This window comes from Thiobacillus thiophilus, assembly GCF_055378705.1.
The window spans coordinates 631901-650721 of record NZ_AP042404.1; the positions used below are offsets into that span (position 1 = coordinate 631901).

General features: G+C 65.1%; 19 protein-coding genes and 1 tRNA gene. 8 read left to right on the forward strand and 12 right to left on the reverse strand.

The window, feature by feature from the left end:
- Window positions 1–163 precede the first annotated feature (163 nt).
- The 7 genes from ACZ41T_RS03025 (at window position 164) to ACZ41T_RS03055 (ending at window position 5365) form a co-directional block, all read left to right on the forward strand.
- Window positions 164–251, forward strand: a tRNA-Ser gene (locus tag ACZ41T_RS03025).
- 307 nt (window positions 252–558) lie between these two features.
- On the forward strand, window positions 559–1416 hold the full coding sequence (locus ACZ41T_RS03030) for a radical SAM protein (RefSeq protein ID WP_464923007.1): 858 nt from the start codon (window positions 559–561) through the stop codon (window positions 1414–1416).
- Window positions 1413–1817, forward strand: coding sequence for a holo-ACP synthase (gene acpS / locus ACZ41T_RS03035; protein ID WP_464923008.1), 405 nt, complete (start codon window positions 1413–1415; stop codon window positions 1815–1817). The genes ACZ41T_RS03030 and acpS overlap by 4 nt, the downstream gene beginning before the upstream one ends.
- Complete coding sequence (gene nagZ / locus ACZ41T_RS03040) at window positions 1814–2893, forward strand: beta-N-acetylhexosaminidase (RefSeq protein WP_464923009.1); 1080 nt, start codon at window positions 1814–1816, stop codon at window positions 2891–2893. The genes acpS and nagZ overlap by 4 nt, the downstream gene beginning before the upstream one ends.
- Entirely contained in the window at window positions 2880–3815 is a 936-nt protein-coding gene (locus ACZ41T_RS03045) for a cation diffusion facilitator family transporter (protein ID WP_464923010.1), read from the forward strand. Before nagZ ends, ACZ41T_RS03045 begins: the two co-directional genes overlap by 14 nt.
- Before the next feature lie 290 nt (window positions 3816–4105).
- Window positions 4106–5053 carry a DnaJ C-terminal domain-containing protein gene (locus tag ACZ41T_RS03050; protein ID WP_464923011.1) on the forward strand — a complete coding sequence of 316 codons (948 nt, stop codon included), beginning with the start codon at window positions 4106–4108 and terminating at the stop codon, window positions 5051–5053.
- Window positions 5054–5056: 3 nt separating this feature from the next.
- On the forward strand, window positions 5057–5365 hold the full coding sequence (locus ACZ41T_RS03055; protein WP_464923012.1) for a chaperone modulator CbpM: 309 nt from the start codon (window positions 5057–5059) through the stop codon (window positions 5363–5365).
- 195 nt (window positions 5366–5560) lie between these two features.
- On the opposite strand, the gene ACZ41T_RS03060 is transcribed toward ACZ41T_RS03055, so the two are convergent.
- Complete coding sequence (locus ACZ41T_RS03060) at window positions 5561–7066, reverse strand: methyltransferase domain-containing protein (RefSeq protein WP_464923013.1); 1506 nt, start codon at window positions 7064–7066, stop codon at window positions 5561–5563.
- Window positions 7067–7241: 175 nt separating this feature from the next.
- The gene (locus ACZ41T_RS03065) at window positions 7242–8657 is read right to left on the reverse strand and encodes a DEAD/DEAH box helicase (RefSeq protein ID WP_464923014.1); all 1416 of its coding nucleotides are present in this window, start codon (window positions 8655–8657) and stop codon (window positions 7242–7244) included.
- Window positions 8658–8963: 306 nt separating this feature from the next.
- On the opposite strand from ACZ41T_RS03065, the gene ACZ41T_RS03070 reads away from it, so the two are divergent.
- Window positions 8964–10048, forward strand: a protein-coding gene (locus ACZ41T_RS03070; RefSeq protein WP_464923015.1) for an IS3 family transposase whose coding sequence is annotated in 2 segments (ribosomal slippage) — window positions 8964–9216 and window positions 9216–10048 — 1086 coding nt in all. Because the reading frame shifts where the segments join, the coding sequence is not laid out codon by codon here.
- 180 nt (window positions 10049–10228) lie between these two features.
- Here the strand turns inward: ACZ41T_RS03070 and ACZ41T_RS03075 are convergent.
- From ACZ41T_RS03075 to ACZ41T_RS03120, 10 genes are all read right to left on the reverse strand, one after another.
- Window positions 10229–11125: a universal stress protein gene (locus ACZ41T_RS03075; protein ID WP_464923016.1), complete on the reverse strand. Its 897-nt coding sequence runs from the start codon at window positions 11123–11125 to the stop codon at window positions 10229–10231.
- Window positions 11126–11413: 288 nt separating this feature from the next.
- Window positions 11414–11644, reverse strand: a complete 231-nt coding sequence (locus tag ACZ41T_RS03080; protein WP_464923017.1) for a thioredoxin family protein — start codon at window positions 11642–11644, stop codon at window positions 11414–11416.
- Complete coding sequence (locus ACZ41T_RS03085; RefSeq protein ID WP_464923018.1) at window positions 11641–12465, reverse strand: arsenite methyltransferase; 825 nt, start codon at window positions 12463–12465, stop codon at window positions 11641–11643. Before ACZ41T_RS03085 ends, ACZ41T_RS03080 begins: the two co-directional genes overlap by 4 nt.
- 28 nt (window positions 12466–12493) lie before the next feature.
- Complete coding sequence (locus ACZ41T_RS03090; RefSeq protein ID WP_464923019.1) at window positions 12494–12805, reverse strand: hypothetical protein; 312 nt, start codon at window positions 12803–12805, stop codon at window positions 12494–12496.
- Entirely contained in the window at window positions 12802–13767 is a 966-nt protein-coding gene (locus ACZ41T_RS03095) for a permease (protein ID WP_464923020.1), read from the reverse strand. Before ACZ41T_RS03095 ends, ACZ41T_RS03090 begins: the two co-directional genes overlap by 4 nt.
- Before the next feature lie 26 nt (window positions 13768–13793).
- Window positions 13794–14714, reverse strand: a complete 921-nt coding sequence (locus ACZ41T_RS03100; RefSeq protein ID WP_464923021.1) for a sulfurtransferase — start codon at window positions 14712–14714, stop codon at window positions 13794–13796.
- Window positions 14715–14745: 31 nt separating this feature from the next.
- Window positions 14746–15831: an ACR3 family arsenite efflux transporter gene (arsB, locus tag ACZ41T_RS03105; protein WP_464924016.1), complete on the reverse strand. Its 1086-nt coding sequence runs from the start codon at window positions 15829–15831 to the stop codon at window positions 14746–14748.
- Window positions 15832–16011: 180 nt separating this feature from the next.
- The gene (locus ACZ41T_RS03110; protein ID WP_464923022.1) at window positions 16012–16431 is read right to left on the reverse strand and encodes an arsenate reductase ArsC; all 420 of its coding nucleotides are present in this window, start codon (window positions 16429–16431) and stop codon (window positions 16012–16014) included.
- Between the two features lie 102 nt (window positions 16432–16533).
- Complete coding sequence (locus ACZ41T_RS03115) at window positions 16534–16872, reverse strand: ArsR/SmtB family transcription factor (RefSeq protein ID WP_464923023.1); 339 nt, start codon at window positions 16870–16872, stop codon at window positions 16534–16536.
- A gap of 305 nt (window positions 16873–17177) precedes the next feature.
- A complete protein-coding gene (locus ACZ41T_RS03120; protein WP_464923024.1) occupies window positions 17178–18818 on the reverse strand; it encodes an NAD(P)/FAD-dependent oxidoreductase in 1641 nt (546 codons plus the stop codon).
- Between the last annotated feature and the right edge of the window lie 3 nt (window positions 18819–18821).

Genomic DNA, 18821 nt, shown 5'->3' on the forward strand with positions numbered 1-18821 from the left:
TATTGGTTATGTTCGGGTTTGCAATATTCGCGCGCGACAGCTTTCCGGCGGATTAACGAAAACCCGACACCCGCTGTTGAAGCCGCGTCGATCCGGCCCGACGCGCGGATTGCCATCGGGTTCGCCTCACAAAGCGGGACGAACCCGCTACAATGCGCGCCGGGGAAGCGTGGCAGAGTGGTCGATTGCACCGGTCTTGAAAACCGGCAACGGGCAACCGTTCGTGAGTTCGAATCTCACCGCTTCCGCCAGAATGATTAAACCCAGATTTTTCATTAGGGAAGCGCTGATTAATTCGATATGGCCGTCATTGCGAGCGCAGCGAAGCAATCCAGCGTATCGATCAAGCGGGCATTTCTGGATTGCCGCGTCGCTGCGCGCCTCGCAATGACAAATTAATCAGCGGTTCCTTAGGGCGAGATGTTTTGGGTAGGGTGCACTCCGTGCACCTTCGGGCGTCAATCGGTGCACGAAATGCACCCTACGCACCATAAATCGTCTAATGAACAATCTGGATTAAATTGTTGTGCCGCCCACACTTGATGAGAAAATCTGTGGATGGCACAGCCCTCCCCACTCACCCCTATCAACCACGATCGCGACAGCGCGGGGATGACTTATGTCTATCCCGTCGTCTCGCGCCGCGCGGGCGGGGTGTCGGTGGGCGTCAACCTCAACCCGAACAACGCCTGCAACTGGGCGTGCGTGTATTGCCAGGTGCCGGGTCTGACACGCGGCACGGCGCCCGAGATCGATCTGGCGCAGCTGGAAGCCGAGCTGCGCACGATGCTCGCCGACATCCTCCACGGCGACTTCATGCAAACGCGCGTGCCCGAGGGTGCACGGCGGCTGAACGACATCGCGCTGTCGGGCAACGGCGAGCCGACCAGCGCCAGGGCTTTTCCGCAGGTCATCGAACTGATCGGCCGGGTGATGAATGACTTCGACCTGGTGGGAAAAATAAAACTGGTGCTGATCACGAACGGCAGCCTGGCCGACCGGCCGCGGGTGCAGGAGGGCATCGGGAAAATGGCGGCGCTGAACGGCGAGGTCTGGTTCAAGTTCGACAGCGCGACCGCCGCCGGCATGCGCCACGTCAACCAGACGCGGGTTTCACCCGACAGGCAGTTCGAGCGGCTGGCCATAGCCGCGCGGCTGTGTCCGACCTGGCTGCAAACCTGCGTGTTCGCGCTCGACGGCAAGCCGCTATCGGAAGCGGAACAGGCGGCCTATCTGGCCGCGGTGGCGCGCATCCGGCAGCAATCGATCCCGGTGCGGGGCGTGCTGCTGTATGGCCTGGCACGGCCTTCGATGCAGCCGCAGGCCGGCCGGCTGTCGGCGCTGCCTGCCGGATGGCTCGAAGCCTTCGCCGAAAAAATCCGCGCGGCTGGCTTGCAGGTTCTGGTTTCGCCATGATCCACGGCATCGGTACCGACCTGCTGGACGCCGGGCGGATTCGCAGCGGCCTCGCGCGCTTTGGCGAGCCCTACGCAAACCGCATCCTCGCCCCGGCCGAATATGCAGGGTATGAAGCCAGCCGCGACCCAGCGCGCTTCCTCGCCAAATGCTTCGCCGCCAAGGAGGCGTTCGCCAAGGCTGCGGGAACCGGGCTGCGCGCGCCGGTGTCGCTGCGCAACATCGCCGTGCTGCGCGATCCGCGCGGCAAGCCCTTCCTGCAATGCGCGCCCGAGCTCGCCGCCTGGCTGGCCACGCGCGGCGTCACGGCGCATCATGTTTCGCTGTCGGACGAGAGCGACCTGGTGCTGGCGTTTGTCGTGCTCGAGCAGTCCAATTCTTCTTCGGAGAACGCTACATGACCCTTGGCCCCTTGATGCTCGACGTGGCGGGCACCGAACTCACCGACGACGATCGCCGCCGCCTCGCCCATCCGCTGGTCGGGGGGGTGATCCTGTTTTCCCGCAACTACCGCGATCCGGCGCAGCTGGCCGCGCTGACCGCCGAGATTCACGCGCTCAAGCCCGCGCCGCTGCTGATCGGTGCCGACCAAGAGGGTGGCCGGGTGCAGCGCTTTCGCGAGGGTTTCACCCGCCTGCCGCCGATGCGCGCCTTCGGCGAAATCTGGAACGACCACCCACAACACGCCCGCGAACTGGCGCGCGAAACCGGTTTCGTACTGGCAAGCGAGCTGCGCGCGCACGGCGTCGACTTCAGCTTTGCGCCGGTGCTCGATCTGGATTACGGCGCCTCCTCGGTGATCGGCGACCGTGCCTTCCATGCCGACCCGAACGCCGTGTTCCAACTGGGGCAGGCGGCGATGCTGGGAATGAAGGACGCCGGCATGGCCGCCTGCGGCAAGCACTTTCCCGGTCACGGCTTCGTCAAGGCGGACTCGCACGTGGCGATCCCGGTGGATGAGCGCACCCTGGCCGACATGGCGATTACCGACCTGGTGCCGTTCCGGCTGATGATCGAGGCGGGGCTGGCCGCGGTCATGCCGGCGCATGTGATCTATCCCCAGGTCGACGACCGGCCCGCAGGATTTTCAAAAGTGTGGCTGCAAAAGCTGCTGCGCCGCCAACTCGGTTTCGATGGCGCAATTTTCAGCGACGACCTCTGCATGGAAGGCGCCGCTGTGGCGGGCGGCGTGGTCGAGCGGGTAGCCGCGGCGCTCGACGCCGGCTGCGATATGGCGCTGGTGTGCAACCGGCCCGATCTGGCCGACGAGGTACTGGCCAATCTGAAAGTGGACTGGCCCGCCCCCGCCCGCGCGCGACTGGCGCGCATGCACGGCCACCCCCACCCGCCGACGCTGGTCCAGCTGCGCGAATCGGCACGTTATGCCAATGCGCGGCACCACATCGCCGGACTGGGGCAGGATTCCGCCGACCTCAACCTGCAGACCGATCCAACCGATTACTGTGGCCGCGCATAAACACGACCACGGCGCAGGCCACAGCCACACTCACACGGCGCAAAGCGGCACCCTGATCGTCGCCCTGCTGCTGACGCTGTCGTTCGCCGGGGTCGAGGCTGCGGCGGGCTGGTGGTCGGGCTCGCTCGCGCTGCTGGCCGATGCCGCCCACATGGTCACCGACAGCTCCGCGCTGGGGCTGGCGGCGGCGGCGGCCTGGCTGGCGCAGCGCCCGCCCAGCACGCGGCATTCCTACGGCCTGATGCGCGCCGAAGTGCTGGCGGCGCTGTTCAACAGCCTTTTGATGCTGGTGCTGATCGGTTTCATCGTGCGCGAAGCCCTCGAGCGCATCGGCGCCCCGCGCGACATTGCCGGCGGCACTGTCATCACCGTCGCGGTCATCGGTCTCGCGATCAATCTCGCCGTCGCCTGGGTGCTGAGCCGCGGCGAACACACGCTCAACAGCCGTGCCGCGCTGCTGCATGTGCTGGGTGACGCGCTCGGCTCGGTGGCGGCGATTGCGGCCGGCATCGTCATCGTCGCCACCGGCTGGACCCCGATCGACCCGCTGCTGTCCCTGCTGGTGGCGGCGCTGATTCTGGTTTCGGCGCTGCGCCTGCTGCGCGAGGTCGTGCACGTGCTGATGGAGGGCGTGCCGCTCAATCTCCGGCTCGACACCATCGGCCAGGATCTGGCCAGGCTCGACGGCGTGCTGCGGGTGCATGACCTGCACGTGTGGACCCTTTCGTCCGACACCATCGCACTGTCGGCCCACCTGGAAATCCGCAACCTGGCCGACTGGCCGGGCATCCTCGCCGCCGCACGCCAGCTGATGGACACGCAGCACGGCATTCACCACGTCACGCTGCAACCCGAGGCGCTGGCGGCACAACCGCTCCTGCGCGGGGATTGGCCCCCACGCGCAGACGGCTCGCAAGGCTAAAGCGCAGAACCAGACACGGATCGTTAGCCCGACAGCCGCTTCATCGCGGTAACGGTACCCAAGCAAGCATTCATGGGGAATTCCCGAGGGCGATAAGCGGTCAACTGCGGTTTTCAGGATGATGAGTTGCTGCCTCTGAAAACCATATCACCATAAATCATGCTGCTCTTGGGGTGATGCGGCTGGGCGCCTACAATGGAAACGTTGAAGGCGTGTTTTCAATCTTTTGGTGCGACTCGCGCCAGCCGCCAGCCGATCAAGCAACACGATTCGCACAGTCAGGAAGGTACATGCAGTTCAAGGACTACTACCAGATCCTCGGGGTGCCCCGGGAGGCCACGGCGGACGAGATCAAGAAAGCGTTCCGCAAACTGGCGCGCAAGTACCACCCCGACGTCTCCAAGGAGCCCGAGGCCGAACTGCGCATGCGGGAGGTCAACGAGGCCTACGCGGTGCTCTCCGACGTGGAGAAACGTGCCGCGTACGATCAGCTGGGGCAGGGCTATCAACCGGGCCAGCCGTTCAATCCGCCGCCCGACTGGGATGCCGGCTTCGAGTTCTCCAGCCATGGCGCCCCGCCCCGCGGGGCAGCGGATTTCTCCGACTTTTTCGCCGAAATGTTCGGCGGCATGGGCGGCGCGCGAGGCGACTTTCGCGCGTCGGGCACGGCTTTTCGCGACCAAGGCGAAGACCACCACGCCAAGGTGCTGCTGGACCTGGACGATGCCTTCACCGGTGCCACCCGGCAGATCAGCCTGCGCGTGCCGAAGATGGATGCCCACGGCCGGGTGACACTGGAAACCCGCACCCTGAACGTGAAAATACCCAAGGGCGTGCACGAGGGCCAGATCATCCGGCTGGCCGGCCAAGGGGCGCCGGGCATGGGCGGCGGCCCTGCCGGCGACCTGCTGCTGGCGGTGCACTTCAAGCCCCACCCCCATTTCCGGGTGGATGGGCGCGACCTGCACCTGTCCTTGCCGGTAACGCCATGGGAGGCGGCGCTGGGGGCGGTCATTCCGGTCGACCTGCCGGGTGGGTCGGTGAAGGTGCGCATCCCGCAAGGGACGCAGAGCGGCAGACGGCTTCGGGTGCGCGGCAAGGGCATCCCAGGCGAGCCGCCGGGAGACCTGCTGCTTACCGTGCAGATCGCGGTGCCGCCCGCCGATACCCCGCGGGCGCGGGAAATCTATGAAACCATGGCGCGGGAACTGGCATTCGATCCGCGCGGAGGGCGTTAAGCGATGCGCGACGATGAGGTTTTGACGGGCAGCTTCATGGAAGAGACCTGGCTCACCCTGGAACAGGTGGCTGCCGCCTGTGCCGTCGAGCCGCAATGGCTGCTGGCCCACATCGAGATGGGCCAGTTCTCCCACGCCGCGAGCGTGGCCGGCGTGTGGCGCTTCTCCTCTGCAAGCCTGCTGCGGGCCCGGCGCATGTACCAGATCGAGCGAGATTTCGACGCCGTGCCGGAGCTGGCCGCCCTGGTGGCCGACATGCTGGAAGAAATGGATGCACTGCGCGCACGGCTGCGCCGTGCCGGCGATGTTTGAAGTCACAAAACATTTTCACGGCATCCTGCTTTGATTGGTTCGCTGAGCCGTCTCAATAGAGCGCTGTTCTTAATGCTTATTGATTCGGCCTTCCTCGCTATCGCACACAGCCCGAGCAAGCTGAACCTTAACGTCACTTCAAACTTCATCTGGCCGAATCAATAACTCCAGTGCCCCATCGCCGGCACTCCTGATTTACGCCAGCAGCAGGCCCTGGCGCGCAAACAGCCACAGTTGCTGCCGCGTCAGTTCGCCGACGGTTTCCAGCGGCAGCGCCAACCCCTGTGCGGCCAGCGTCTGCCGCATGGCGACCGCGAGTTCATCGACGGTGCGGCGGCCGTCCAGCATGCCGAGCAGGATGCGCCCCGGCGCGTCCAGTTCCATCGCCACCTGGCGCGCGCCGCTCACCACCCAGTTCGGTGCGTTCGCCTGCTGCCGCGCCAGCGCATGCGCGCAGGGACGCTCGCCCGGCGCGTTCGCATACGTAACGGCCGTCACGGTGGGCATCACGCAGTGGGCCATGACCAGCGGGAACAGGGCGTCGCGGAAGGCAGCCTCATCGACCTCCCCGCCCACCCCGTATTCGGCCAGCATCTGCCTGGCGGCTGCCAGCACGTCCGAATACGCGAGCGAGCCGGGATAGGCGGCCGACAGGGCCACGGCGGCAGCCTTCATCACGGGTTGCGCGATGGGAAAGGCGTTGCCCGCGGGGCTGATGAAGCGCTGCTCGCCCGCTGTTTCCAGATCGATTTCCTCGTCGCAGCGCAGGTCGGCATAAAACGCCAGCGCGCTCAGGGCATCGGCCTGCGGCGGCTGCGCGCAGGGGGTGTCGGCGCGCGCAATCAGTGCGCGGCGGAAGCGGACGGCGAGCGCGTCGTCGAGTGCCGCTTCGGCATCCAGCCAGCGCCCGGCCATGCCTTCCGAAACCAGGCCCCAGGCATCTTCGAGCTCGACTACGGCGCTGCGCGGGCCGGCCTCGCCGACGTAGCGCAGACCGTGCGCACCCAGCTGCGCGGCAAATTCGCCGAAGCGCATCGGCGCGTTGAATTCGGCGAGGTATTCGTGGAACAGGTAGGACGGCGCGGCGGATTTGAGATAGGCGATTTCCTTCAGCAGGACCGGATCGCTCCATTCGGCTTGCAGTTCGTCCAGCACGCGCAATGCCTGCTTAAAGCGCGCCGGCGCCGGCAGCCCGGCCGCGGTGCGCCCGGTCAGTGCAGCGCGCAGCGGCTGGAGTTTTTCCCAGCCGGCCGTGACGTTGAAGCTGACGTAGGCGATGCCGTGCGGCGACAAATGGCGCCGGCAGACATCGAGCAGCGCCTGTTGCACCGATGGCGGCACCCAGGAAAACACGCCGTGCGCGACGATGGTGTCGAACTCGCCCAGATCCTGCGGCAGCGCGGCAAGGTCGCCGTGCAGGACGCGAACGTTGGGCAGCCCCAGCGCCTCGACGAAAGCGGCGCCCGCCTCCGCCTGCATGCGCGACAATTCCACCCCCACCCAGTCGGCCCCGGGCCAGCGCCACGCCAGCGGAATCAGGTTGCCGCCCTGCGCGCAGCCGAGTTCGAGGATGCGCGAACGGCTGGGCTCGGGCGCACCGAAGCCGTGCAGCCTGGCCACCGCCGCCAGAAAATCCGGCTGGGTTTCGGGCAGCGGCAGGCTGTCGTAGGGGAGTTCGTCGTAGCTTGCGAGGGTGTTCATGGTGGCAATTGTATCGCCGCCATGAAGGGCAAATAGTGGAAGATTAGTGCCCGCTGTGGATCACGTCTCGCCTCGTCATTGCGAGGCGAAGCCGAAGCAATCCAGCCTGCGGGCACACGCTATGGATTGCTTCGCGTTGCTCGCAATAACAGCGAGGGGGCGGGATACAGCGGGATCAGTGCCCGCGCGAACCCGGCTTGCCCGCAAACAAGGCGGCCGGCGGACGCGGCTTGCGCGCCTGGGTCGACTGACCCGGTGCGCCGCTGCGGCCACCTGCCGGCTTGGCACCGGCACTAGCGGGTTTGGCCTGCGACGAACGGCCGGAGCCACTGCGACCACCGGGTTGCCCGCCACGTCCCGCGCCCTGCCCCTGGCGCGGGCCGCCACGGCCTTGCGGCGGGCGCGGTGGGCGCTCGTCGGACATCAGATCGGACTTGGCCGGCGGCACGAAGCCGGGTTCGATTTCGACCCGCACGATCGCGCGCTTGATCAGCTTCTCGATGTCGCGCAGATAGCTCATCTCCTCGTCGTCCACCAGCGACAGCGCCGAGCCGGTAGTGCCGGCGCGGCCGGTGCGGCCGATGCGGTGCACGTAGTCTTCCGGCACGTTGGGCAGTTCGAAGTTGACCACCTGCGGCAACTGGTCGATGTCGATACCGCGCGCGGCGATGTCGGTGGCCACCAGCACGCGCACGCTGCCGTCCTTGAAGCTGGCCAGCGCCTTGGTGCGCGCCGGCTGGCTCTTGTTGCCGTGGATCGCGGCGGCCGTGATGCCGTCCTTGATGAGCTTTTCGGTCAGTTTGTTGGCGCCGTGCTTGGTGCGGGTGAACACCAGCACCTGCTGCCAGTCGTGGTGCTTGATCAGATGCGCCAGCAGATCGCGCTTGTGAGCCTGCGGCACCCGGTGCATCGACTGCTCGATGACTTCCACCGTGGTGTTGCGGCGCGCGACTTCGACGCTCTTCGGGTTGTGCAGGAGGCCGTTGGCCAGGGCGCGGATCTCGTCGGAAAAGGTCGCCGAGAACAGCAGAGTCTGGCGCTGCTTCGGCACCACGGCGAGCACTTTCTTGATGTCGCGGATGAAACCCATGTCGAGCATGCGGTCGGCTTCGTCAAGCACCAGGATTTCGACGCCGGACAGGTCCACCGTCTTCTGCCCCATGTGGTCGAGCAGGCGGCCCGGCGTCGCCACCAGGATGTCGACGCGCGACTTCAGCGCCTTGAACTGCGGGTTGATGTTGACGCCGCCGAACATCACCATCGAGGTGAGCGACAGGTGCTTGCCGTAGGTCTTGACCGATTCCTCGACCTGCGCGGCGAGTTCGCGCGTCGGCACCAGGATCAGGCAGCGCGGGCGGCCCGGCTTGGGCGCCTGCGCGGCGCGCGTCGACAGGTGGTGCAGGATCGGCAGGACGAAGCCGGCGGTCTTGCCGGTACCGGTCTGCGCCGCGGCGAGCAGGTCGCCGCCTGCCAGCACCTGCGGAATCGCCTGCGCCTGGATCGGGGTGGGCGTGGTGTAGCCGGCATCGGCAATCGCACGCATGATGGGTTCGGCCAGCGCAAGGCTGGCAAAGGTGGTTTCAGTAGTCATGTAGGTTTTCCTGCGACGGCCTGTTGCGCTTGTGGCAACACCAATCGAGGCAGACGAATAGGGGATCGCGAGATCGGGGTAAGAGAACCACGCACCGATTGGCAGGGTGCGGGAGGCCGCACTATACCGGCTGCGGCCTGACGCGGCAATGCTTGCTTTTTGCCCCAAATTCCGCGATTGAAATCTCCGCATTCCGAATTTTGCGGATTTTTGAGTCATTCTGCGATGCAAACCGGAATGACCTTCCCCCGAAATTTCGTCTTCCAGGGGTGACGTAGTATTGACGTTAATTTGGGAAGAGGGAAGATGAAGAAGATACCGAAACAAGAGTACACCGCCGAGTTCAAAGCGCTGGCGGTCAAGCGGGTAAAAGACGGGTTGACAGTAGGCGCTGCAGCTCGTGAATTGGGGTTGATTGACCAGACCTTGCGTAACCGGGTCAAGGCCACTGACGCGGGCAAGCTCAACGGGGCGGGCACCAAGCCGGTCACGCCTGAACAGATGGAGTTGACCCGTGCGCGTGCCGAGGTCATCCGGCTCCGGCGCGAGGTCGAAATCTTAAAAAAAGCGACGGCATACTTTGCAAAGGATGCGCTGTGAAGTATGCCTGGATCGACACCCGGCGCCCGTACTACGCCTTGACTGAAATGTGCCCCGTGCTGGCGGTCAGCGTCAGCGGCTACCGTGCCTGGAAACGCGGCGGCAAGGCTGATCGGTGTCGTCTGACCGACGCCCAGATGCTGGCGCTGATCCGCGCCATCCACGACGAACTCAAGGGGGCTTATGGCAGCCCCAGAATGGTCCTGGAACTGCGCGCACGCGGCTTCTCTGCCAGCAAGGGCCGCGTCGAGCGGCTGATGCGCGAGCACGGCATCCGGGCGCGTCACAAACGCAAATTCAAGGTAACGACGGACTCGAAACATAAGCTGCCGATTGCGCCCAACCTGCCGGATCGCAACTTCGCACCGGCTGCGCCGAATCAGGTTTGGACATCCGACATCACCTATCCGTGGACGGACGAAGGCTGGCTGTATCTGGCGGTTGTTCTTGATCTGTTCAACCGCGAGGGGGTGGGCTGGTCGCTGAAACCGCGCATGACGGCGGACATCGTGACGGATGTGCTGACGATGGCGTGGTTCAGGAGGAAGCCAGCGCCGGGTGTGCTTCACCACTCCGACCGGGGCAGCCAGGGCGGATTCAACAGCTTCAAGAACGAGCGGGTGCATGGCTGGCGCTTCGCGACGCGCGAGGGCATGACGGCCACGGCCTTCGGGTACATCGAGGTGTTTTACAATCGGAAGCGGCTGCATTCGACGCTCGGTTACAAATCTCCGACACTGTTCTTGCAGGACTGGCTGACCGCTCAGCAGATGGAAAAACGGGTAGCATGAACACCGCTCGTTGGAAGACGAAAAACCGAGGGAAGGTCAATCCAGAAATGCCTGGTTGATCGATACGCTGGATTGCTTCGCTGCGCTCGCAATGACGGTCATATCAAATTAATCAGCGCTTCCTTAGAGCGGGTTGACGATCACCACCACCATGTTGGCGCGCAGGGCGCCGAAATCCCGCTACCGCCCGCCCATTCCGATCAGCAGCACGTCGCACGTCGCGGCAAAGGCCACGTCCTTGCTTACGCTGCCCAGCAGCCAGTCCTGCAAGCCGCCGCCATAGCCGTGCCGTCCCAGAACGACCAGATCGACCTGGCCGTCTTCGATGCACTGGCAGATGACTGCGGGGGGAAATCCCGGCTGGACCAGACGCCTGGCTGCCGCGCCCTTTTCGACCGGCGCCAGCAGGGCATCAAGCTGCTCCTCGGCATCCGCGCGCTGGCGCGTGAGCCAGTCGGTGAGGTCCAGCCGGACGAACTTCGCCTTGCGCAAACGCTGTTCGACCTCGCTGCCCAGCACGTGCAGCGTTTCCACCCGCGCGCCGTCGGCGAGGTCGAAAGCATGGCCCAGCACCGCCGCCGACACCGGCGAGAAGTCCATCGCCGCCAGCACCTTGCGGTAGGGTTCATCTACCGGTTTCTTGACGATGAGCACCGGGCACTCGGCCACCCTCAGTAAACGCGACGCGGTGGACCCGAGGAACAAATCCTTCAGCGTGCTCTCGCCGCGCGCCCCGGCCGCCACCAGGTCGGCCGCCACCTCCTGCGCGTAGCCGGCGATTTCGGTATGCGCCCGGCCGATGCGGGTGACGGGGAGGACGCGAATCCCGAACTGACCGGACAGTGCCGTCGCCATGGCCTCCACCCGGGTCTGCTCCGCTTGCTGCAACTCCTGGTCGCTATGGCCGAATTCGTCCGGAGTCTGCGTCAGGCTGGGGTAGAGATCGAGCGGGCGCACTACATGCAGTAGATGCAGCTGGGCATTATGCTGTTGGGCAATGCGCGCGGCGCGGCGCACGGCACGTTCCGAAAATTCGGAAAAATCGGTGGCGGCAACGATACAGCGGATGCTGGGCATGATGGGTTCCTGGGAAAACGCGTAACACTATTATTCATAGCCCACGCGCGAGCATCCCGGGTATTGCTCAGGTGCCGCATTCGGCGCGGCCCCTGTGGGAGGGGCTTTAGCCCCGATGGCCCCCCTGATCGCGGGTAAACCCGCTCCCACAAAACGCCCGCCGCCGTTACATGGCGGGGCGTCCTCGCCGCGATTTTCGGGCGGGGCGGAACACCGCGCATTCGGGCCGGGGGCGGCCTCCCACACACCCCGCGGGCTCTGCGGGAGCCTCCGCAAATAAATGGCAGGTCAGAGCCAGCTTTCCACTTTCTTGCGATCCGGCACGCCGCCGGCGTGCACCACCTTGCCGTCGATCACCACGCCGGGCGTGGACATGACGCCGTAGCCGAGGATAGCCGCCATGTCGTCGACCTTTTCCAGATCGACCGTCACGCCGCGCGCCTGCGCAACCTCTTCGATCAGCTTCAACGTGGTCTTGCAGTTGGCACAGCCGCTGCCGAGTACTTTGATGTTCTTCATCCTGCGTTCTCCATTGAATTTTTCGGCTTGATGGCCTCGATGCTGGCCGAGGCGATGAAATCCTCGACCCCGCGGCCGGGCGCCCAGTGGCGGATGAACTCGCGGCTGGCGTCCTTGGGGGCAATGCGGATGTCGGCGAAGCCCGCCGCCGCGAGCATGGCCGTGAGCGCATCGACGCTGGCCGCGCCGGCCACACAACCAGTGTAGAGCGCAACTTCCTGCTGCATGGCCGCCGGCAACGGGGAGGTGGTGACGATGTCGGAAATGGCGAGACGGCCGCCGGGTTTCAGCACCCGCCAGGTCTCGCGGAACACCTGCGCCTTGTCCGGCGACAGGTTGATGACGCAGTTGGAGATGATGGCGTCGACCGTGGCGTCGGCCAGTGGCAGATGCTCGATCTCGCCGAGGCGGAAGTCCACGTTGGCGTAGCCGCCCTTGACCGCGTTGGCGCGGGCCTTGGAAACCATGTCGGAGGTCATGTCGACGCCGATGACAGCGCCACCCGCGCCTACCTGGCGCGCGGCCAGGAAGGCGTCGAAGCCGGCGCCGCTACCGAGGTCGAGCACGGTTTCACCCGACTTCAGCGCGGCAATGGCCTGCGGGTTGCCGCAGCCGAGGCCGAGGTTGGCGCCTTGCGGCACTGCGGCCGTCTCCTCGGCGCTGTAGCCGATGCCGCGCGACAGTAGTTCGGCGACGTCCTGGTCCGACGGTGCACAACACCCGGTGCTCGGCGCGCAGCAGCCGCCGGATTCGGCGCGCGCCACCGCGCCGTAGGCGGCGCGCACCTGCTGGCGGATCTGGTCGTGTTCGTGGATGGTCATGATCGGTCTCTCCTAAAAATATCGGGCTTCAGCAGCAGGATTTGCCGGAGGGCGTCGGGGTGCAGCAGGCCGCGTCCGACTCCACCACGGCGATCTTGGCAAACGGGTCGGCGGGTTTGGCGCTGGCGGCGTAGGCTTCGTCGAAGCTGGTATCGAGGCTTTGCGCGGCCTCGTCGCGAATATGCCGGGCGATTTCGATCACCGCGTCGATCTGCTCGCGGGACACGCCGTAGCCCTTCAGCCGGTCGACCTGGCACAAGCCCTGTTTGGGATGGTTGGCGGCAATGTTGGCCGCCAGCGAAACCAGGGCGACGATGGACGGATGCAGTTCGGTACTCATGCGATGACACTCCTCAAGGCGTTGAACAGGATGCCGACCAGGACGAAGGCGGCGGCGAGATAAGCGGCGAAGATGCCGAGCAGCGGCCATTTGACGACCTTGCGCAAGATCAGCATCTCCGGCAGCGACAGCGCGATCACCGCCATCATGAAGGCCAGCACGGTGCCGAGCGGCACGCCCTTGCCGAGCAGCGCCTCCGCCACCGGGATGATGCCGACCGCGTCGGAATACATCGGCACGCCAGCCAGCACCGCGACGACTACCGACAGCACGCTGCCGTCGCCGGCGATTTTCGCCACGAAATCCGCCGGCACATAGCCGTGGATGAAGGCGCCGATGCCGACACCGACGATCACGTATTTCCAGATGCGGCCGACGATCTGCCGCACCTCGTTCCAGGCGTAGTCATGGCGGGCGCGCAGGCCAGTGTCCCGTTCCTCCTGCAGCGCCGCCTCGCCCATGTGAATCTTCCAGACGTAGTCCTCGACCCAGCGTTCCAGTTTGAAGGCCTGCAGCACGTAGCCGCCGACGAAGGCGACGGTGAGGCCGGTCGCTACATAGATCAGCGTCATCTGCCAGCCGATGACGCCGGCCAGCACCACCACCGCGACCTGGTTGACCATCGGGCTGGCGATCAAAAACGACAGCGTCACGCCGAGCGGGATGCCGGCCTCGACGAAGCCGATGAACAGCGGAATCGACGAGCACGAGCAGAACGGCGTCACCGCGCCCAGACCCACCGCCAGCAGGCGTGCGCCGGGTCCGGAGCGGCCGCGCATCATCGCCCGCACCCGCTCCGGAGTGAGCAGCGCGCGCAGCCAGCCCATCAGGTAGATCACCGAGGTCAGCAGCACCAGGATCTTCGCCACATCCATGACGAAGAAGTGCAGCGCCGCGCCCAGCGGCGTGTCCTGCAGGCCCAGCCATTGGTAGGCGACCAGATTGCCCAATGCGTCAAACATTCGATCCGCTCCGGCGATGGCGCGACTTACAGCGCAAACTCATCGTCATACGGCGCGTCCCCCTGCACCACCGGCAGGGTGAAGGCGCGGTCCCAGACGCCCCAGCCGCCGTCCAGCACGCGCACGTCCTTGTAGCCCAGCGATTTCATCTGCAGCCAGCCGAGGCTCATGCGGAAACCGTCGTGGCAATACACGTACACGGTCTTGTCCTTGGGCACGTCCTTGTAGAATGCGGCCAATTCTTCCTCGCCGAACCACTTCTGGCTGTTGCCGTCGGTGGCGTCCAGGCTCACCACATTGAGCGCGCCGGGAATATGGCCGCCCTGCACCGCATGGCGGACGACCTTGCCCGTGTACATGTCCGCAGGGCGCGCATCGACCAGCACCACGTTCGGATCGCGCCGCGACAGCACATCCTCGTAGACCTGCGGCCACTCGACAAACATGCTGGCATCGGCGGGCTTGAGCGTGACCTTCCCGTGTTTGACCTGCGGCACTTCGCGAGTCAGTTCGTTGAAGCCCATCCATTCCTGCGTGCCGCCGTCGAGAATCTTGACCCGGCTCATGTCGAACCCGTAAAGCGCCAGCAGATAGGCCACGCGGGCGGTCAGCGCCGAGCGCGAATCGTCATACAGAACGATGGTGGAGTCATTGTTTATCCCCCATTTGCGCAGCGTCGCCTGAAACGTGTCCCTGTCCGGAAACAGCATGATGGAACGCCCGTTGTTGTCGCCCAGATCCTTGAAGCGCTGCACCTGGACTGCGCCGGGGATATGCCCGACCGTGTGATAGCGATGCGGGTGATAGCGCACTTCCAGCACCACCAGTTTGGGATTTCTCATCTCGGCGGCAAGCCAGTCGGCATCCACCATGAAAGCGCGGTCGGCGAATGCCGGCGCGGACAGGACCGCCAGCCAGACAAGAACGGCACGAAACAGATTCAACATCGATATTCTCCAAGTTATCCAGATTTCAATTTCAATTGTGCGCGGGCAACGCGCCCTTCTCGTACCAGCCCTTGCTGCGGTTGACGATCTTCACCACCCCCAGCATCACCGGCACCTCGATCAGCACGCCGACCACGGTGGCGAGCGCCGCGCCCGACTGGAAGCCGAACAGCGCGATCGCCGCCGCCACCGCCAGCTCGAAAAAGTTGGACGCGCCGATCAGCGCCGACGGGCCGGCCACGCTGTGTGTCTCGCCCACCTTGCGGTTGAGCCAGTAGGCGAGACCCGAGTTGAAGAACACCTGGATCAGGATCGGCACGGCCAATAGCGCAATGATCAGCGGCTGCGCGACGATCGCCTCGCCCTGGAAGGCGAACAGCAGCACCAGGGTGACGAGCAGTGCCAGGATGGAGGCGTGGCCGAGCCGCGCCATCGCCGCATCGAACGCCGCCTGCCCGCGTTTCAGCAGCAGCGTGCGCCAGACCTGCGCCAGGATTATCGGGATGACGATGTACAGCACCACCGAGGTGAACAGCGTGTCCCACGGCACCACGATCGCCGACAGCCCGAGCAGCAGGCCAACGATGGGCGCGAAGGCGAAAACCATGATGGCATCGTTGAGCGCCACCTGGGTGAGCGTGAAATAGGGATCGCCGCCGGTCAGCCGGCTCCACACGAACACCATCGCGGTGCAGGGTGCAGCGGCCAGCAGGATAAGGCCGGCGACGTAGCTGTCGAGCTGCTCCGCCGGCAGGTAGGGCGCGAACCAGTGACGGATGAAGAGCCACGCCAGCAGCGCCATCGAAAACGGCTTCACCGCCCAGTTGACGAACAGGGTGACGCCGATTCCCTTCCAGTGCGACTTCACCTGGTGCAGCGCGGAAAAGTCGATCTTCATCAGCATGGGGATGATCATCACCCAGATCAGCAGGCCGACCGGAATGTTCACCTGCGCGACTTCCATCCGCCCCAGCGCGTGGAACGGTGCCGGAAACAGCTGGCCCAACAGCACGCCGACGACGATGCACAGCGCCACCCACAAGGTGAGCCAGCGCTCGAACACGCTCAACTGCACGCCGGCGGCGCGCCTGGCGGTGACTTCGCACTGCACGCTCATCGGGCGCGTTCCATTAAATTCGGCGCGCGCATAGCGCACTCCCGGTCGAGACATTCATCACGGATGATCCATTCGCCGATTTAAAGCTTGTAGGGTGCGCCGTGCGCACCATGGAGAGCATGGATCGGTGCGCATGGCGCACCCTACTGAACACCTCGCATGCCCAATGGACAATCGGGTTCATGCCAGTTGCAAAGCCTGCTTCACAGCGGCCACCAGGCGGGTGCGGATATCGTCGCGCACCGCGATGAAGCGCTCCAGCGGCTCGCCGTGCGGGTCGTGGAACGGCAGGTGGATGGCCGGGATCGGGCGCGGGAAGATCGGGCAGGCCTCCTTCGCGTTGTCGCATACCGTCACCACCAGATCGATGTCCTCGTTCATCACCGCGTCGATGTCTTTCGGGTGCAGGCCGTCGGTATTCAGGCCTGCCTCCTTCAGCGCCGCGATCGCGCCGTCGGCCACCTTCGGCTGCGGCCGGGTGCCGGCGGACAGCGCGCGTACCCGGCCGGCGAGATCATGATTCAACAGCACCTCGGCCATCTGCGAGCGACAGGAATTGCCGGTGCACAGCACCAGCACGGTGTAGGTTTTTTCAGCCACGATGGATCCTTGAATAAGCGTGAACGGATAAAGGGGAGAACTTTTTTACGATGCACCCCGAATATGGGAACGCTGTCGAGCGTGCGGGAGCTTCCAGGCGTTTCATGCTGACGCCTTCGAGGGAGAACAGGCCGGCGAACAGACCGGCGAGCAGGGATTGCCGCCGCAGCAGTTTTCGGTGAGGAAGGCGAGCAGGTTATTCATCGCCTCGAACTCCGCACGGTAAATGACAAAACGCCCCGCCTGCTGCGACGAAGCCAGGCCGGCGTGAGACAGCTCTTTCAGGTGGAAGGACAGCGAAGACGGCGGAATGCCGGTGAGTTCGCTGATTCTCCCCGCCGCCAGACCGGCCGGACCGGCCTGGACCAGCGCACGGAAAACCGCCAGACGGGAATCCTGGGCAAGAGCAGCAAGGGCGGTGACGGCAGCTTTCGTTTCCATGTTTCAATGATAATCGAACTATTGGATTCGAAGCAAATGAAATCTTGATGGATTCGGAGGAGTCCAATTTCGGGCCGGGGGCGACCCTCCCACACACCCCACCTGTAGAGGCGGGCTTGCTGGCGGTAGGCCGCGGTTCGCGACGACATGTTATCGGGCAAGCCCGCTCCTACGGGGGTTGCGACAGCACGGGCTTGCATCCACCTGTGGAGCACCCGCAAGGAGTAGATCGGTCGCCGGGTGGGTGGCGCTTGGCGCGCTGGCCTTGCATCCACCTGTGGAGCACCCGCAAGGAGTAGATCCTCCTACGAACCCCGCTCTCCGTTCACATCTGCCGCCAGCATCTGCTTCGCCACCGCCTCGGCCACCCGGATGCCGTCCACCCCCGCCGACAGAATCCCGCCTGCGTAGCCCGCACCCTCGCCCGCCGGATACAGGCCCTTGACGTTCACGCTCTGGCAATCGTCGTCGCGGGCGATGCGCAGCGGCGACGAGGTGCGCGTCTCGACGCCGGTCAACACTGCATCCTTCATCGCGAAGCCCTTGATCTGCCGGTCGAACGCGGGCAGCGCCTCGCGGATCGCCTCGATCGCGTAGTCCGGCAGGCAGGACGCGAGGTCGGTGAGATGCACGCCGGGCTGGTACGAGGGTTCGACGCTGCCGAGCCGGGTGGACGGCTTGCCCTCGATAAAATCGCCGACCAGTTGAGCCGGCGCATCGTAATTGCCGCCGCCGAGTTCGAACGCGTGCGCTTCCAGCCGGCGTTGCAGCGCGATGCCGGCGAGCGGATCGTCTCCGGGAAAATCCTCGGGCGTGACGCCTACCACGATGCCGGCGTTGGCGTTGCGCTCGTTGCGCGAATACTGGCTCATGCCGTTGGTCACCACGCACCCCGGCTCGGAGGCGGCCGCCACCACCGTGCCGCCGGGACACATGCAGAAGCTGTAGACCGTGCGGCCGTTCTTCGCATGGTGCACCAGCTTGTAGTCCGCCGCGCCCAACTGCGGGTTGCCGGCGTTCGGCCCCAGCCTTGCCTTGTCGATCAGCGACTGCGGATGCTCGATGCGGAAGCCGACGGAAAACGGTTTCGCTTCCATATACACGCCGCGCGCGTGCAGCATCTCGAAAGTGTCGCGCGCGCTGTGCCCGAGCGCGAAGATGACGTGCCGGCTCTTCAATGTTTCACCGCTGGCCAGTATCACCCCGCCGATCCGTTTGCCATCAGGCCCGTCCTCGATCAGCACGTCGGTAACGCGCTGCTGGAAGCGGATCTCGCCGCCCAGCGACTCGATCTCGTGGCGCATCGCCTCGACCATTCCGATCAGGCGAAAGGTGCCGATATGCGGTTTCGACACGTACAAAATCTCCTCCGGCGCGCCTGCCTTGACGAATTCGGTCAGCACCTTGCGGCCCAGATACTTTGGGTCCTTGATCTGACTGTAGAGCTTGCCGTCGGAAAACGTACCCGCCCCGCCCTCGCCGAACTGCACGTTGGATTCCGGATTCAGTACATTCTTGCGCCACAGCCCCCAGGTATCCTGCGTGCGTTCGCGCACCGCCTTGCCACGCTCCAGCACGATGGGTTTGAAGCCCATCTGCGCCAGCACTAGCGCGGCGAAGATGCCACAGGGGCCGAAGCCGACCACGAGCGGACGTTCCACCAGGTTCTCCGGCGCGCGGCCGACGAACCGGTAGGCCATGTCCGGCGTCGGCGCAAGGTGGCGGTCGTCGCGGAATTTCTTCAGCAGCGCCGCCTCGTTCCTGACCTCGACGTCGACCGCATAGACCATCAGCAGCGCATGTTTTTTGCGTGCATCGTAGCTGCGCTTGAAAATACTGAAGCCGACGAGGTCGTCGTCGGCCAGTTCCAGACGCTGCAGGATCGCCGCGCGCAGGGCCTCGGGCGGATGGTCGAGCGGGAGTTTGAGTTCAGTCAGTCGCAGCATATT

What these genes read in the sequence shown, in the direction of transcription:
- ACZ41T_RS03030 (WP_464923007.1), top strand. Translation starts at nt 559, where the DNA reads ATGGCACAGCCCTCCCCACTCACCCCTATCAACCACGATCGCGACAGC.
- acpS (WP_464923008.1), top strand. Translation starts at nt 1,413, where the DNA reads ATGATCCACGGCATCGGTACCGACCTGCTGGACGCCGGGCGGATTCGC.
- nagZ (WP_464923009.1), top strand. Translation starts at nt 1,814, where the DNA reads ATGACCCTTGGCCCCTTGATGCTCGACGTGGCGGGCACCGAACTCACC.
- ACZ41T_RS03050 (WP_464923011.1), top strand. Translation starts at nt 4,106, where the DNA reads ATGCAGTTCAAGGACTACTACCAGATCCTCGGGGTGCCCCGGGAGGCC.
- ACZ41T_RS03055 (WP_464923012.1), top strand. Translation starts at nt 5,057, where the DNA reads ATGCGCGACGATGAGGTTTTGACGGGCAGCTTCATGGAAGAGACCTGG.
- ACZ41T_RS03060 (WP_464923013.1), bottom strand. Translation starts at nt 7,066, where the DNA reads ATGAACACCCTCGCAAGCTACGACGAACTCCCCTACGACAGCCTGCCG.
- ACZ41T_RS03065 (WP_464923014.1), bottom strand. Translation starts at nt 8,657, where the DNA reads ATGACTACTGAAACCACCTTTGCCAGCCTTGCGCTGGCCGAACCCATC.
- ACZ41T_RS03075 (WP_464923016.1), bottom strand. Translation starts at nt 11,125, where the DNA reads ATGCCCAGCATCCGCTGTATCGTTGCCGCCACCGATTTTTCCGAATTT.
- ACZ41T_RS03080 (WP_464923017.1), bottom strand. Translation starts at nt 11,644, where the DNA reads ATGAAGAACATCAAAGTACTCGGCAGCGGCTGTGCCAACTGCAAGACC.
- ACZ41T_RS03085 (WP_464923018.1), bottom strand. Translation starts at nt 12,465, where the DNA reads ATGACCATCCACGAACACGACCAGATCCGCCAGCAGGTGCGCGCCGCC.
- ACZ41T_RS03090 (WP_464923019.1), bottom strand. Translation starts at nt 12,805, where the DNA reads ATGAGTACCGAACTGCATCCGTCCATCGTCGCCCTGGTTTCGCTGGCG.
- ACZ41T_RS03095 (WP_464923020.1), bottom strand. Translation starts at nt 13,767, where the DNA reads ATGTTTGACGCATTGGGCAATCTGGTCGCCTACCAATGGCTGGGCCTG.
- ACZ41T_RS03100 (WP_464923021.1), bottom strand. Translation starts at nt 14,714, where the DNA reads ATGTTGAATCTGTTTCGTGCCGTTCTTGTCTGGCTGGCGGTCCTGTCC.
- arsB (WP_464924016.1), bottom strand. Translation starts at nt 15,831, where the DNA reads ATGAGCGTGCAGTGCGAAGTCACCGCCAGGCGCGCCGCCGGCGTGCAG.
- ACZ41T_RS03115 (WP_464923023.1), bottom strand. Translation starts at nt 16,872, where the DNA reads ATGGAAACGAAAGCTGCCGTCACCGCCCTTGCTGCTCTTGCCCAGGAT.
- ACZ41T_RS03120 (WP_464923024.1), bottom strand. Translation starts at nt 18,818, where the DNA reads ATGCTGCGACTGACTGAACTCAAACTCCCGCTCGACCATCCGCCCGAG.